The 13,454-nt window shown below is 73.4% G+C and carries 12 protein-coding genes; 5 read left to right on the top strand and 7 right to left on the bottom strand.

Annotated elements, in window-relative coordinates; translation table 11 throughout:
* Positions 1-42 precede the first annotated feature (42 nt).
* On the top strand, positions 43-1,386 hold the full coding sequence (locus tag ACFWXC_RS01385) for a D-arabinono-1,4-lactone oxidase (RefSeq protein WP_384471169.1): 1,344 nt from the start codon (positions 43-45) through the stop codon (positions 1,384-1,386).
* A gap of 16 nt (positions 1,387-1,402) precedes the next feature.
* Here the strand turns inward: ACFWXC_RS01385 and ACFWXC_RS01380 are convergent, their stop codons facing one another.
* The 4 genes from ACFWXC_RS01380 to ACFWXC_RS01365 form a co-directional block, all read right to left on the bottom strand.
* Complete coding sequence (locus ACFWXC_RS01380; protein WP_384471166.1) at positions 1,403-1,885, bottom strand: methylated-DNA--[protein]-cysteine S-methyltransferase; 483 nt, start codon at positions 1,883-1,885, stop codon at positions 1,403-1,405.
* Between the two features lie 10 nt (positions 1,886-1,895).
* The gene (locus ACFWXC_RS01375; protein WP_384471163.1) at positions 1,896-3,374 is read right to left on the bottom strand and encodes an AlkA N-terminal domain-containing protein; all 1,479 of its coding nucleotides are present in this window, start codon (positions 3,372-3,374) and stop codon (positions 1,896-1,898) included.
* A gap of 174 nt (positions 3,375-3,548) precedes the next feature.
* Entirely contained in the window at positions 3,549-5,015 is a 1,467-nt protein-coding gene (locus ACFWXC_RS01370; protein ID WP_384471160.1) for a sensor histidine kinase, read from the bottom strand.
* On the bottom strand, positions 5,012-5,737 hold the full coding sequence (locus ACFWXC_RS01365; protein WP_384471561.1) for a response regulator transcription factor: 726 nt from the start codon (positions 5,735-5,737) through the stop codon (positions 5,012-5,014). The genes ACFWXC_RS01370 and ACFWXC_RS01365 overlap by 4 nt, the downstream gene beginning before the upstream one ends.
* A gap of 136 nt (positions 5,738-5,873) precedes the next feature.
* On the opposite strand from ACFWXC_RS01365, the gene ACFWXC_RS01360 reads away from it, so the two are divergent.
* Both ACFWXC_RS01360 and ACFWXC_RS01355 read left to right on the top strand, forming a co-directional pair.
* Positions 5,874-7,076 carry a DUF3500 domain-containing protein gene (locus tag ACFWXC_RS01360; RefSeq protein WP_384471157.1) on the top strand — a complete coding sequence of 401 codons (1,203 nt, stop codon included), beginning with the start codon at positions 5,874-5,876 and terminating at the stop codon, positions 7,074-7,076.
* A gap of 3 nt (positions 7,077-7,079) precedes the next feature.
* The gene (locus ACFWXC_RS01355) at positions 7,080-8,441 is read left to right on the top strand and encodes a HupE/UreJ family protein (protein ID WP_384471155.1); all 1,362 of its coding nucleotides are present in this window, start codon (positions 7,080-7,082) and stop codon (positions 8,439-8,441) included.
* A 100-nt stretch (positions 8,442-8,541) separates the two neighbouring features.
* On the opposite strand, the gene ACFWXC_RS01350 is transcribed toward ACFWXC_RS01355, so the two are convergent.
* Entirely contained in the window at positions 8,542-9,438 is an 897-nt protein-coding gene (locus ACFWXC_RS01350; protein WP_384471152.1) for an SDR family oxidoreductase, read from the bottom strand.
* A gap of 145 nt (positions 9,439-9,583) precedes the next feature.
* Between ACFWXC_RS01350 and ACFWXC_RS01345 the strand changes: the two genes are divergently transcribed.
* Both ACFWXC_RS01345 and ACFWXC_RS01340 read left to right on the top strand, forming a co-directional pair.
* A complete protein-coding gene (locus ACFWXC_RS01345) occupies positions 9,584-10,501 on the top strand; it encodes a LysR family transcriptional regulator (RefSeq protein WP_384471149.1) in 918 nt (305 codons plus the stop codon).
* Positions 10,502-10,533: 32 nt separating this feature from the next.
* Complete coding sequence (locus ACFWXC_RS01340) at positions 10,534-11,433, top strand: LacI family DNA-binding transcriptional regulator (RefSeq protein ID WP_384471146.1); 900 nt, start codon at positions 10,534-10,536, stop codon at positions 11,431-11,433.
* Positions 11,434-11,482: 49 nt separating this feature from the next.
* On the opposite strand, the gene ACFWXC_RS01335 is transcribed toward ACFWXC_RS01340, so the two are convergent.
* Both ACFWXC_RS01335 and ACFWXC_RS01330 read right to left on the bottom strand, forming a co-directional pair.
* Positions 11,483-11,992, bottom strand: a complete 510-nt coding sequence (locus ACFWXC_RS01335) for an O-acetyl-ADP-ribose deacetylase (RefSeq protein WP_384471143.1) — start codon at positions 11,990-11,992, stop codon at positions 11,483-11,485.
* The gene (locus ACFWXC_RS01330) at positions 11,989-13,398 is read right to left on the bottom strand and encodes a phytoene desaturase family protein (RefSeq protein WP_384471140.1); all 1,410 of its coding nucleotides are present in this window, start codon (positions 13,396-13,398) and stop codon (positions 11,989-11,991) included. The genes ACFWXC_RS01335 and ACFWXC_RS01330 overlap by 4 nt, the downstream gene beginning before the upstream one ends.
* Positions 13,399-13,454 lie beyond the last annotated feature (56 nt).

The raw sequence follows: 13,454 nt of genomic DNA, 5'->3' as shown, positions 1-13,454 counted from the left end.
CGGGCTCCGCCCCTCTCCCCGTCCCGAGAAGAAAGGAAAGCCGTGGACACACTGCGCTCCGACGCGCCCCGGCATGGCGCGAACCCGAACCCGGACACCTGGCGGAACTGGGCCGGCAACGTCACCGCCCGCCCGGCCCGGGTGGTCTCGCCCGCCTCGGTGGCGGAGCTCCGCGCGGTCGTACGCCGGGCGGCCGAGGACGGTCTGCCGGTGAAGGCGGTGGGCAGCGGTCACTCCTTCACCACCACCGCGGCGACCGACGGCGTACTGATACGCCCCGACCGCCTCAGCGGCATCCGCGCGATCGACCGGGAGGCCGGCACGGTCACCGTGGAGGCGGGTACCCGGCTCCGGACGCTGAACACGGCTCTGGCCGGGCAGGGCCTGTCGCTCACGAACATGGGCGACATCATGGAACAGACCGTGGCCGGCGCCACCAGCACGGGCACCCACGGCACCGGGCGCGCCTCGGGTGCCCTCTCCGCGCAGCTCCGTGGCCTGGAACTGGTGACGGCGGACGGCTCGCTGCTGAGCTGCTCGGCGACGGAGAACCCGGAGGTCTTCGCGGCGGCGCGCGTCGGACTCGGCGCCCTGGGTGTCGTCAGCACGCTCACCTTCGCCGTGGAGCCGCTCTTCCTCCTCGCCGCGCACGAGGAACCGATGACGTTCGACAGGGTCACCGGGGCCTTCGACGAACTCCACGCGCACAACGACCACTTCGAGTTCTACTGGTTCCCGCACACGGACAACTGCACCACCCTGCGCAACAACCGGACCGTCGGTCCGCACGCGCCACTGGGCCGGCTCAGCGCGTGGTTCGCGGACGAGTTCCTCTCCAACAACGTTTTCCAGGCGCTCAGTTCGGTGGGCCGGGCCGTTCCCGCCGCCGTCCCGGCGATCGCGCGGATCACCAGCCGGGGCCTCGCGGCCAGGACCTACACGGACATCCCCTACAAGGTCTTCACCAGCCCGCGCCGGGTCCGGATGATCGAGATGGAGTACGCCGTCCCGCGCGCGGCCGTCCTCGACACGCTCCGCGAACTGAAGGCCATGATCGAGCACTCCGATCTGCGCATCGGTTTCCCGGTCGAGGTCCGCACCACACCCGCCGACGACATCGCCCTCTCCACGGCGTCCGGACGCGACAGCGCCTACATCGCCGTCCATGTGTACCGGGGCATGCCGCATCAGCGGTACTTCGCGGAGGCGGAGCGCATCTTCGTCGCGCACGAGGGGCGCCCGCACTGGGGAAAGCTCCACACGCGGGACGCCGCCTACTTCGCGGCCGCCTATCCCCGGTTCGACGAGTTCCGGGCAGTGCGCGACCGGCTCGACCCCGACCGGCGCTTCGCCAACGCCTATCTGCGCAGGGTGCTGGGCGACTGAGCCGGTCGCCGGGCTGTCAGAAGAGGCCCGCGCCCCGCTCGAAGTCCAGCAGGCGCTGCTTGCGGGGCAGGCCGCCGCCGTAGCCGGTGAGGCCGCCGTTCGCGCCGATCACGCGGTGGCAGGGGACGATGATGCCGACGGGGTTCTTCCCGTTGGCGAGGCCGACCGCGCGGGAGGCCTGCGGATTGCCGAGGGCGTCGGCGAGTTCGCCGTAGGTGCGGGTCTCGCCGTACGGGATCCTGGTCAGCTGCTCCCAGACGCCGCGCTGGAACGGGGTGCCGGTCAGGCGCAGTTCGAGGGTGAACTCCTTCAACTCGCCCGCGAAGTAAGCGGCGAGCTGCTCCTCGGTCTCGGTGAAGAGGTCGTCGTCGCGGGCACCGAAGGTCTCCTCGGGCGGGCGATGGCGTTGGTCCTCCATGTAGAGGCCGCAGAGGGTGCCGTCCTCGGCGACCAGGGTGAGGGGGCCGTAGGGGCTGTCGGTGACGGTGTGGTTCTTCACGGCAAGGTCCTTACACGGGAAGGAAGTTGATCGGGTGGCTGTCGGTCGCCCACAGGTACTGGACCGCGTAGGCCCGCCAGGGGCGCCAGGCGGCCGCGCGTGCGGTGAGGGCGGCCGGCGTGCCGGGCAGGCCCAGTTCCTGGGCGGCTCGGCGGATTCCGAGGTCGGTGGGGAGGAAGGCGTCGGGGTCGCCGAGGGCGCGCATGGCGACGACGTCGACGGTCCAGGGGCCGAATCCGGGGAGTTCGAGGAGCTTGGCGCGGGCCTCCGCCCAGTCGCTCTCCACGCCCAGGTGGAGGGTGCCGTCGGCGAGTCTGCCGACCAGGGTGGTGAAGGTGGTGCGGCGGGTGCGGGGCATCGCCAGGGAGTCGGGGGGCAGGTCGGCCAGCGCCTCGGAGGTCGGGAAGAGGTGGGTGAGGCCGCCCTCCGGGTCGTCGACCGGGGTGCCGTGGGCGGTCACCAGGCGGGCCGCGTGGGTGCGGGCGGCGGCCGTGGAGACCTGCTGGCCCAGCACGGCCCGGACCGCGAACTCCGCCTCGTCGACCGTGCGGGGCACCCGGCGGCCGGGCGCCTTGTCCACCAGCGGAGCCAGCACGGGGTCGGTGCGCAGCTGGTCGTCGACCGCGACCGGGTCGGCGTCCAGGTCGAGCAGCCGCCGGCAGCGGCTGATGGCGACGGGCAGGTCCCGGGGATCGCTGAGGGTGAGCCGGCAGGCGATGTGATCGGGCTTCGGGGCGAGGGCCACGACGCCATGGCCGTACGGCAGCCGCAGGGTCCGCCGGTAGGCGCCGTCCCGCCACTCCTCGACGCCGGGTACGGCGGTGGCCGCGAGGTGGCCGAAGAGGTTGTCGGGGTTGAGGGGGGCGCGGAAGGGCAGCCGGAGGGACAGCGCTCCGGGGGCGCTCGACGCGCTCTTCGGGGCCCTCGCGCGCAACTCGCTCGGGGACAGCGCGAAGACCTCGCGGACGGTGTCGTTGAAGGTGCGGATCGAGGAGAAACCGGCCGCGAAGGCGATCTCCGCCATCGGCAGGGCGGTCGTCTCGATCAGCAGGCGGGCGGTCTGGGCGCGCTGGGCCCGGGCGAGGGCCAGCGGGCCGGCGCCGAGTTCGGCGAGGAGCTGGCGTTCGACCTGCCGGGGGCTGTAGCCGAGGCGGACGGCGAGGCCGGGCACGCCCTCGCGGTCCACGACCCCGTCGGCGATCAGCCGCATGGCGCGGGCGACCAGGTCGGCGCGCTGGTTCCACTCCGGGGAACCGGGGCTGGTGTCGGGGCGGCAGCGCTTGCAGGCCCGGAAGCCGGCCTGCTGGCAGGCGGCCGCGCTCGGGTAGAACGTCATGTTCTCGGGCTTGGGCGGAACCACCGGGCAGCTGGGCCGGCAGTAGATGCGGGTGGTCAGGACGGCCGTGAAGAACCAGCCGTCGAACCGTGCGTCCTTCGACTGCACGGCCCGTACACAGTGCTCTCGGTCGAGGTTCGTCCCTTTCTGCATGGGTCCAGCATCGGCCACCGGGCGGCGCCGATGCTGGCGGAAATCCGACACGTAGGTGAGCGGGCCTGCGGCTGTGTGACCGCCTGCACGAAGGCACTCCTTCCGTACGCAAAGGCGTGACCGCCCGCACGAAGGCACTCCCCCCGTACGGAAAGGCGTGACCGCAGGCCGGGCTCACTCCGGCCCGTCCCGCTCGGCACCCCGCACCGACCGCACCCGCTCCGCCGCCACGGCGAATCCGACCATCGCCCCGCCCCCGGCCCGCCGGGCCGCGGACACGGTTCCCCCGTGGACCCGCGCCACCTCCCGCACGATGGCCAGGCCCAGCCCCGAACCGGGCAGGCCCCGGGCCGTGTCGGCGCGGTAGAAGCGGTCGAAGACACGGGGGAGCTCGGCGGTGTCGATGCCGGGCCCCCGGTCGGAGACGACGACCGCGCCGGCCCGGATGCGCACCTCGATCGGCTCCCGGCCGTCGGGATCGAACTTGGCCGCGTTCTCCAGGAGGTTCCCGATGGCCCGTTCGAGGGCGTACCGCAGGCCCTGGACCACCGAACCGTCGGAGTCGATGTGCACCAGCCGTCCGGTGCGACGGTACACACGCCGTGCCCCGCGCCCCGCCAGCTCGGCCAGGTCCACGGGCTCATCGGGTTCGTCCCGGCTGCGGGCGAGGGCCAGTTGGACGAGTTCGTCGACGAGGAGTCCGAGTTCGCGGGTCTCGCCCTCGACGTCGGCGAGGAGCCGGGCGTGGGCGTCCGGGGCGAGTTCGGTCGCCCTGCGCAGCACGGTGGCGTTGGTGAGCAGGCTGGTGAGGGGGGTGCGGAGCTCGTGGGCGGCGTCCTGGACGAGCCGTTCCTGCGCCTCCCGTGCGGCGGTGAGCCGGGCGAGCATGCGGCTGAACGACGTCGACAGCCGGCCCACTTCGTCCCGGCCGCCGGTTCCGGCGATCCCGTCTTCCGGGCCGGCCGCGCCGGCTTCCGCTGGGAATCCCGTTCCGTCGAGGCCGGTCAGGCTCTCCGCGCTGACCTGCTCGGCGGTCCGGGCCAGCTGTTCCAGGCGCCGGGCGAGGCGCCGGGCGAGCAGCCAGCCCGCTCCGGCCGCGAGGAGGGTGACGGTGAGGGACGCGCCGGCCATCTCCCGGGCCATGCCGCCGAGCACGTAGTGCGTCTGGTCGATCCGCACGGCGACCTGGAGGGCGCCACGGCCGCCGCCCAGGGCGGTGGTCAGCCCCCGGTAGGTGTGGCCGCCCACGGCGGACTCGGCGGTGTCGGTCCGGCCGGGTGCGCCGGAGGCGGCGAGGCCGCGTACGACGCCGGACACCGGAAGCTCGACGGGCGGTCCCCCGAGGTGGCTGGGCGTGCCGTCCGGCGCCACGGACCGCACGACGAGCTGCCGTTCCTTCTCGTCGCCTGGGCCCGGCAGGTCCGGCCCGGGGTAGAGCGCGGGGCCCCGGGTCATCGCGTCGACGGCGGCGAGTGCCCCGGCCCGGTCCTCCACCACGGCCACCGTGGTGGATTTCAGGGTGCGGTCGGTCTCCGCGAGGACCCGGTCGGAGGCCGCACGGTAGCTGAGCAGCCCGACCAGGGCGGCCACCACGGCGCCGACCGCGGCGAAGGAGAGGGCGAGGCGTGCGCGCAGGCTCATGGGCGGCGCACCGCGTAGCCCACCCCGCGCACGGTGTGGATCAGCTCGGGCGCCCCGGCGCCGGCGAGCTTGCGCCGCAGGTAACCGACGTAACCGGCGAGGTTCCTGGCGTCGACTCCGGCGCTCTCCCCCCAGACCCCGTGGTAGAGGGTGGCGTGGTCGAGGACCAGGCCCTCGTTGCGTACCAGCAGTTCCAACAGGTCGAACTCGGTTCTGGACAGGGCCAGTTCGCACTCCGCCCACCAGGCCCGGCGTTCGGCGGGGGCGATCCGCAGGGCGGCGACCCGTAACGCGGAGGAGCAGGGCGCGGGGTCCGGTACCGGGGATCTCCTGAGCAACGCGCGTAAACGGGCCAGCAGTTCGGGTACCTCGAACGGCTTGCACAGGTAGTCGTCGGCCCCGGCGTCCAGGCCGGCCACCCGCTCCCGGGTGCCCGCTCTGGCGGTGAGCAGGAGAAGCGGGGTGCGGTCGTCGTCCGCGCGCAGGACGCGGCATACGGCGACGCCGTCGACGTGCGGCATCATCACGTCGACGATCAGCGCGCTGAACACGTCCCGGCGGGTGCGGGCCAGGGCCTGCACTCCGTCGGCCGCGGTGACGACGTCGTACCCCTCCAGCTCCAGGGCGCGCGCCAGGGACTCACGCACCGCGCGATCGTCGTCGACGACCAGGACCCGGTCCGCCGCACGGGCAACTCCGGTCGATCCAGGCGTAGTTCGCAATCCGTTCACAGGACCCCCTCCGGGCTCTCACTCAACGCGGAACTCATTTCTTACCCGACTCCCGATCCCCTCCCGCAACCCTCTGAGACCGGACGCCCACCATGAGTGCCGTCGTCCCCCCACACCTGGGAGTCCCATGAACTCCGTCAGACTCGTGCGCCCCGCCGTGGCCGTCACCGCCTGCCTCAGCCTCGGTGTCACCGGTTGCGCCGCGCTCAACTCGGCCTCGTCCGGCGCGGAGTTGGCCGCCGTCAAGGCGATCCCGGCCTCCGCGAGGCACTTCGGGGCCGGTGGCGCCAACACCGCGCAGGTGGTCAAGGCCGCCAACGCCTTCCTGGCGACCCTCTCCGACGAGCAGCGCGACGCCGCGCTCTACAGCTTCGACGACCCGGTCAAGAAGACCGGCTGGTCCAACTTCCCGATTCCGGTCGTCCAGCGCAACGGCCTCAAGCTGGGCGACCTCACCGACGAGCAGCAGGCGGCCGCCCTCAAGGTGATGAGGGCCGCGCTGAGCAAGCAGGGGTACAAAGAACTCGTCGACATCCGCGCGTCCGACGACTATCTCGCCTCACTCCCGAACACCGGCCCCGGCGGCGGTGGTGGCGGTGGCGGTGGCGGTGGCGGTCCCACGGGTACGCCCACGGGCACGCCCCCCACCGGCACACCCACGGGTGGTCCGACGGGCCGTCCCGGTGGTGGCGGCGCGAGCTTCGGCTCGGAGTGGTACTACCTCTCCTTCTTCGGAAAGCCCAGCACCAAGGGCGAGTTCATGGTCCAGTACGGCGGCCACCACGCGGCGTACAACATCACCTACGCCGGTCGGAACGTGACGATGTCCCCGACGCTGACCGGCGTCGAGCCGATGGAGTTCGACCAGGACGGCGTGCACTACGCCCCGCTCGCGGACAAGCGGGCCGCGAGCGTCGCCGCCGTCCAGTCGCTCACCGCCGACCAGCTGACCGCCGCCGAGATCGACGGCAGCTTCGACGACCTGTATCTCGGCCCGGGTCACGACGGCCCCTTCCCCACGCCCCAGGGCGTACGGGTCAGCGACCTGTCCAGGAAGCAGCGGCGCGCGGTGACCAAGATGCTCGCCACCTGGGTGGACGACCTCAACGAGAAGGCGGCCCGGCGACTGCTGGCCAAGTACGTCTCCGAGTACGACGAGACGTACCTCGGCTGGAGCGGGGGCACCACCCTCGACAACAACCAGACCTACGTGCGCATCGACGGTCCCTCGGCCTGGATCGAGTTCTCCAACCAGCCGGGCGCGTCCACCTCGGGAGTCCACCAGCACACGATCTTCCGGGACGAGACCGCCGACTACGGCTGGGAGTGACGCGTGCGCCGACTGCTGCTCGCGCTGCTGGTCGCCGCCGTAGCGCTGGTCGCCGGTCCCGTGCCGGCGGCCGGCGCCCACCCCATGGCGACCTCGGCCGTCCTTCTGGACGTCCACGACGACCGGGTCACAGGCGAGGTCGAACTGCCCCTCGACCGGCTCTCGGTGGCCGTACACCGAGATCTCACCCCGGCCGCCGTCCTCGGGACCGACCGGGCGTTCCTGCACGGGTACGCCGCCCGGCACATCGGCGCCACCGGTGACGACGGGACGGCCTGGACGGTCACCCTCGGCAGGGGGACGGTCCGCACGATCGACGGAATCCTCCACCTCGTCTACCCCCTGACGATCCGCCCGCCGGACGCCCGTGTCACCGGCTTCCGGCTGCGCTACGACGTCATCGTCGAGGAACTCCTCACCCACCAGGTCATCGTCACGGTCGGCTACCACCTGAACCAGGGCGTGGCCACCTCCGCCGACGCCCGCACCCTGGGCGTCTTCGACTGGGACACCAAGTCCCTGGAGGTCCCCTCGGGCCGGCGGTCCTGGCTGCGCGGCTTTCTGACCGCCGCCGGGCTGGGCATCAAGCACGTCGGTGAGGGCGCCGACCACCTGTTGTTCCTGCTGATGCTGCTCATTCCGGCCCCCCTGCTGGCGGCCGGGGGCAGCTGGCGCACGGCCGCTCCTTCGGCGCGGCGCAGTGTGATGCGGGTCGTGCACGTGGTGTCGGCGTTCGCGGTGGGGCACTCACTCACGCTGGCGCTGGCCGCCACCGGGGTCGTCCATGTGCCGTCCCGGCCGGTCGAGACGCTCATCGCCCTGTCGATCGCGGTGTCCGCGCTGCATGCCGTACGACCCCTGGTGGCGCGCGGCGAGGTGCTGATCGCGAGCGGGTTCGGGCTGGTGCACGGGCTGGCGTTCGCCTCCCTCATCGGTGAGCTGGGGCTCGACCGGGGGTCCCTGGTGACCACGCTGCTCGGCTTCAACCTGGGCATCGAGCTGACCCAGCTGCTGGTCGTCGCCCTGCTGATGCCGTCGCTGCTGGTGCTGGCCCGCACCACCGTCTACCCGGCGTTCCGGATCGGGATCGCCGTGGTCGGCCTGGTGTTCTCGGGGTCCTGGATGCTGGAACGGGCGGCACTGACCCCGGCCGACCCGTTCGAGAGCCTCCAGACCTGGCTGGTCGGTCATCCGCTGCTGATCGCCGGGGTGGTCGCGGCGCTGGCGGGGGTGTCGTGGGGCCTGGCACCACGGCCACCGGAGGCCACGGGGACGGTTCGCAAAGCCGGGACCGCCAGGACGCCCCGGACGGCCCGCACCGCCGGGACTGCCGGAACCGCCAGGACTGCCGGGACCGACGGCTGACTCCGGGGCGCCGCGAGGGCGGGGCACCCCGGGGCGGGGGGACGGGGGCGCCGGTCGGCCACTGGGCCGTCGGCGCCCCCGGGCAGGGCGGGCGCGGGACTCAGCCGCCGAAGTAGTGGTCCTGGTCGAGGTCGGCCAGCAGTCCCGGCCGGTCGGGCCGCCAGTCGTAGCGCTCCCGGGTCGCGGTGCTCGACGTCGGGTTGTCGTTGCCGGCGAAGCGGATCATCCAGCCGAAGTGGGCGGCCGCCTCCTCCGGTGCGAGGGACACCACCGGCAGGCCCAGGCGGCGGCCGATGACCGCGGTGATGTCGCGCAGCGGTACGCCCTCCTCGGCGGCCGCGTGCAGCACGGCACCGGCCGGGGCGGTCTCCAGGGCCTTCCGGAACAGGACGGCCGCGTCCAGGCGGTGCACGGCCGGCCAGCGGTTGGCGCCGTCGCCCGGGTAGCCGGCGACGCCCTTGTCCCGGGCCAGGTCGATCAGGTGCGGGACGAAGGCGTGGTCGCCTACGCCGTGCACGGAGGCCGGGAGGCGGATCGCGGAGACCCGTACCCCGCGGTCGGCCAGGGCGAGCGCGGCCCGCTCCGACTCGCCGCGGTGCGCACCGGGCGCCGCGGGGTCGGGTCCGTCCGTCTCGGTGCCGAGGCGCCCCGGGGCGAGCAGGCCGGTCACCGAGCTGATGACCAGAGGACGACCGGAGTCGGCGAGGGCGTCACCGAAGGCCGCCAGGACCGCGAGTTCGGTGCGCAGGGCACCAGGCAGGTCGGAGAAGTCGTGGTTGAAGCCCGTGTGGACCACGCCGTCCGTCGCGTCCGCCGCCACCCGCAGGCCGTCGACGTCGTTCAGGTCGCCGCGATGCACTTCCGCTCCCACCTCCTTCAGGGCCGCCTCGGCCGCGTCCGAGCGGGCCAGGCCGAGCACCTGGTGCCCGGCGCCGAGCAGTTCGCGGACGACCGCGCTGCCGATGAACCCGGTGGCGCCGGTGACGAACACACGCATGACAAATCACCTCACGGAGAGCGAATGTGCTGGGATGACTCCAGCCTGTGTCCGACCCGGGGCCGGGGTCCAAGACCCGTTCCGCACCCGGCGATGCCCGTCCGGTCATGACCGCAGCTCACGGCGGCGGGAGTAGAGTCGAGGGGTGCCCGATTCCTTCGTACCGCAGGTGGACCTGGAGCTGCGCCTAGTGCGCTACTTCACCGTGGTCGCCGAGGAGTTGCACTTCGGCCGGGCGGCCGACGCGCTGCATCTGGCCCAGCCGTCGCTGAGCCGGCAGATCCGGCGTCTGGAGCGGGAACTGGGTGTCCGGCTGCTGGATCGCACCCCTCGCGGCACCCGGCTCACCGAGGCCGGCGAGACCTTTCTGCCGCAGGCCAGGGAGTTGCTGCGCAGTGCCGCCCGGGCTGCCGCGAGCGCGCGCTCGGCCGCCGCGCACGGCCCGTTCACGGTCGGGTACACCACGCACCAGATCGTCACCCCGGCCGTCCGGGACGTCCGGCACCGCCACCCGGAGGCCGACGTCCGCACCCTGCACGTGGACTGGAACGAACCGCGTGACGCGCTGCTCGACCACCGGGTCGACGTGGTGGTGACCCGGTTCCTGTTCACCGCCGACGACCTGGACATCACGGTGCTGTACGACGAGCCGCGCGTGCTGCTCGTCCCGCTCGGCCACCGGCTCGCGGGCAAGGAGTCGGTCACGCTCGCCGACTTCGCCGACGAGCCGCTCCCCCGCTTCACCGGCGCCGACCGGATCGGCGCGAATCCCGCCGGTCACACCAACCTGGGCGCCCTGGTGGACACCCTGGAGGACAAGCTGGAGCTGGTGGCGAGCGGCGAGGTGGTGTCGCTGGCGCCGGCCGGCTTCCGGGGCAACCTGCGGCCGGACATCGTCGTCGTGCCGGTCGTGGACGCGGACCCCGTCCAGGTCGTCCTGGCCACCCGGGCCGGCGACCGCCATCCCCTGCTGCCGGCGTTCCGGCGCGCGGCCGAGGCCCATCTGGTGCCGGCCGGCCCTGCCTGGACCGAACGGCCGGAGTCGGGGATCGGGGCCGGGTGATGAGTGGGTCCGGGAGAGTCACGCTGAACGACGTGGCCGCCGCCAGCGGTGTCTCGCGTGCCACGGTCAGCTTCGTCCTGAACGACGACCCGCGTCAGTCCATCTCGGCCGCCACCCGCGACCGGGTACGGCAGGCGGCGCGCGACCTCGGCTATGTCCCGCACGGGGTGGCCCGCGCGCTGCGCGAGGGCAGTTCCCGGGTGGTCGTCCTCGACCTGGACCGGGGCCTGGAGGGCAACTACTCGCGCAGCTATGTGCGCGGTCTGGACGACGAACTCGCCGCCCACGGGCATGTCCTGCTGGTCCGGCACGGGCAGCACTCGGCGGAGGCGACCCGGCAGGTGCTCGACGCGATCACCCCGCGTGCCATGATCCGGTTCGCCGAGCCGTATCTGACCGGTCACGACCTGGAGGACCGGGGCGGTGGCTGGAAGGACGGTCTCGCCGCGCACGCGGCCCTGCAGATCCGGCACCTGGCCGAGCACGGGCACACCCGGATCGCGCTGGCCCTGCCCGAGGAGGACTCGGCGCCGGCCCGGGCCCGGCGTCGGTTCGCCGAGCACACCGTGCACAGCCTGGGCATGCCGCCCCTGGTCCCGGTCACGGTGCCGCGCCCGCGGCGGGCGGGCACCGGCGCGGTCGCCGGGCTGCGCGAGGCCCACCCGGAGGTCACGGCGGTCGCCGCCTTCGACGACGACCTCGCCCTGCGCACCCTGACCGCCCTGCACGACCTGGGCCTGGCCGTCCCCGGCGACATGGCGGTGATCGGCTACGACGACACCGAGTACGGCGAGCTGAGCACCCCCGCCCTGACCACCGTGCACATCGACGCGGAGGCCCATGGCCGGCTGGCGGCGCGCACCGCGCTGGGGCTGGACTCGGCGGGGCTGGTGCCGGTGCCGGCGCGGATCATCGTCCGGGAGTCGGTGTGAGCGCCCACGCAGCCTGTCCGAGCGCGAGAGTCGGCGTGCGCACCCACGCTCAGGTCAGCTGCGCGGCGAACGCCTTGTAGGCCCGCTCGTCGAAGAGTACGAACCGGACCTCCTCGACGGCCGTGTCCGCGTCCCGGACGGTCGCCACGGCGATCCGGGCGCCGTCGTCCAGCGGCCAGCCGTAGATCCCGGTGGAGACGGCGGGGAACGCGACCGTGCGGGCACCGAGTTCGTCGGCGCGCTTCAGGGACTCGCGGTAGCAGGAGGCCAGCAGCTCGGAGCGGTCCTCGCTCGGGGAGTGGACGGGTCCGACCGTGTGGATGACCCACTGCGCGTCGAGGTCACCGGCGGTGGTGGCGACCGCCTGGCCGGTGGGCAGGCCCTTGCCGTAGTGCCCCGCGCGGAGCTTGCGGCAGTCGGCCAGGATCGCGGGGCCGCCGCGCCGGTGGATGGCGCCGTCGACGCCCCCGCCACCGAGCAGGGAGGAATTGGCCGCGTTGACGATCACGTCCGCGGTCTGCTGCGTGATGTCGCCCTGGACGAGCGTGATGCGGGTCATGACTGTCTCAGCCTCCTCCAGACGGCCTTGGCCGCGTTGTGCCCCGACATGCCGTGTACCCCTGGACCGGGCGGGGTGGCCGACGAGCAGATGAAGACAGCCGGATGCGGGGTGCCGTACGGGAACAGGGAGAGCTTGGGGCGCAGCAAGATCTGCAGGCCGGAGACCGCGCCGGTGCCGATGTCGCCGCCGACGTAGTTGGCGTTGCGGGCGGCGAGCTCGGCGGGTCCGGCGGTGGCGCGGGCCAGCACGCGGTCGCGGAACCCCGGGGCGAAGCGCTCCAGTTGACGTTCCATCACGTCGGTGAGGTCGCCGGTCCAGCCGCTGGGCACATGGGCGTACGCCCAGAAGACCTGCTTGCCCTCGGGGGCGCGGGAGGGGTCCACGACCCCGGGCTGCACGGTGATCATGAACGGCCGGTCGGGGGCGCGGCCCTCGCGGGAGGCGGCGCGCAGGGCGCTACCGATCTCCGCGCTGTCCGCACCGATCTGCACGGTCCCGGCACGACGGGCCTCCGGCGCCGTCCACGGAACGGGCCCGTCCAGCGCGTAGTCGATCTTGAAGACGCCCGGGCCGTACCGGTAGTCCCGGTAGTAGTTCCCGAGACCGGCGATCCGGGCGAGGGCGGTCGGCGAGGTGTCGAAGATGTACGACCGCGCGGGCGGCAGGTCGTCGAGGCGCTTGACCTCGTAGTCGGTGTGGATCGCGCCGCCGAGGTCCTTGAGATAGGCGGCGAGCGCGTCGGAGATGGCCTGCGAGCCGCCCCGGGCCACCGGCCAGCCGCGGGCGTGTGCGGCGAGCGCGAAGACCAGGCCGACGGCGCCGGTCGCGAGGCCGCTGAGCGGGGCCATGACATGGGCGACGAGGCCGGCGAAGAGCGTTCTGGCCCGCTCGTCGCGGAAGCGGTGCAGCAGCAGGGAGGCGGGCGGCAGACCGACCAGCCCGAAGCGCGCGAGGGTGACCGGGTCGCGGGGCAGTGCGGTCAGCGGCAGGGACATGAAGTCCCGTACCAGGGTGTCCCACTTGGGCAGGAACGGCTCGACCAGCCTGCGGTAGGTGCCCGCGTCGCGCGGTCCGAAGGAGGCCGCCGTCTCGGCGACCGAGCGGGCCAGCACGGCGGCCCGGCCGTCCGGGAAGGGGTGGGCCATCGGCAGCTCGGGGTGCAGCCACTCCAGTCCGTAGCGCTCCAGGGGCAGGGCACGGAACGCGGGCGAGTTGACACCGAGCGGGTGCGCCGCGGAGCACGGGTCGTGCCGGAAGCCGGGCAGCGTGAGCTCCTCGGTGCGGGCGCCGCCGCCCACGGTGCCGCGCGCCTCGAAGACGGCGACGGAGAAGCCGCGCCGGGCCAGCTCCACGGCCGCCGTCAGGCCGTTCGGCCCCGCCCCCACCACGACCGCATCGAGCATCGACGGCACCTTCGCACCCCTTCGTCAGCCGATTGGCCACTCGGGTTCAGGATATG

The sequence above is a fragment of the Streptomyces sp. NPDC058683 genome (assembly GCF_042716195.1).
Lineage (GTDB): Bacteria > Actinomycetota > Actinomycetes > Streptomycetales > Streptomycetaceae > Streptomyces.
Note: the sequence above shows the minus strand (reverse complement) of the source record. Positions and strands in the feature narration are given on the sequence as shown.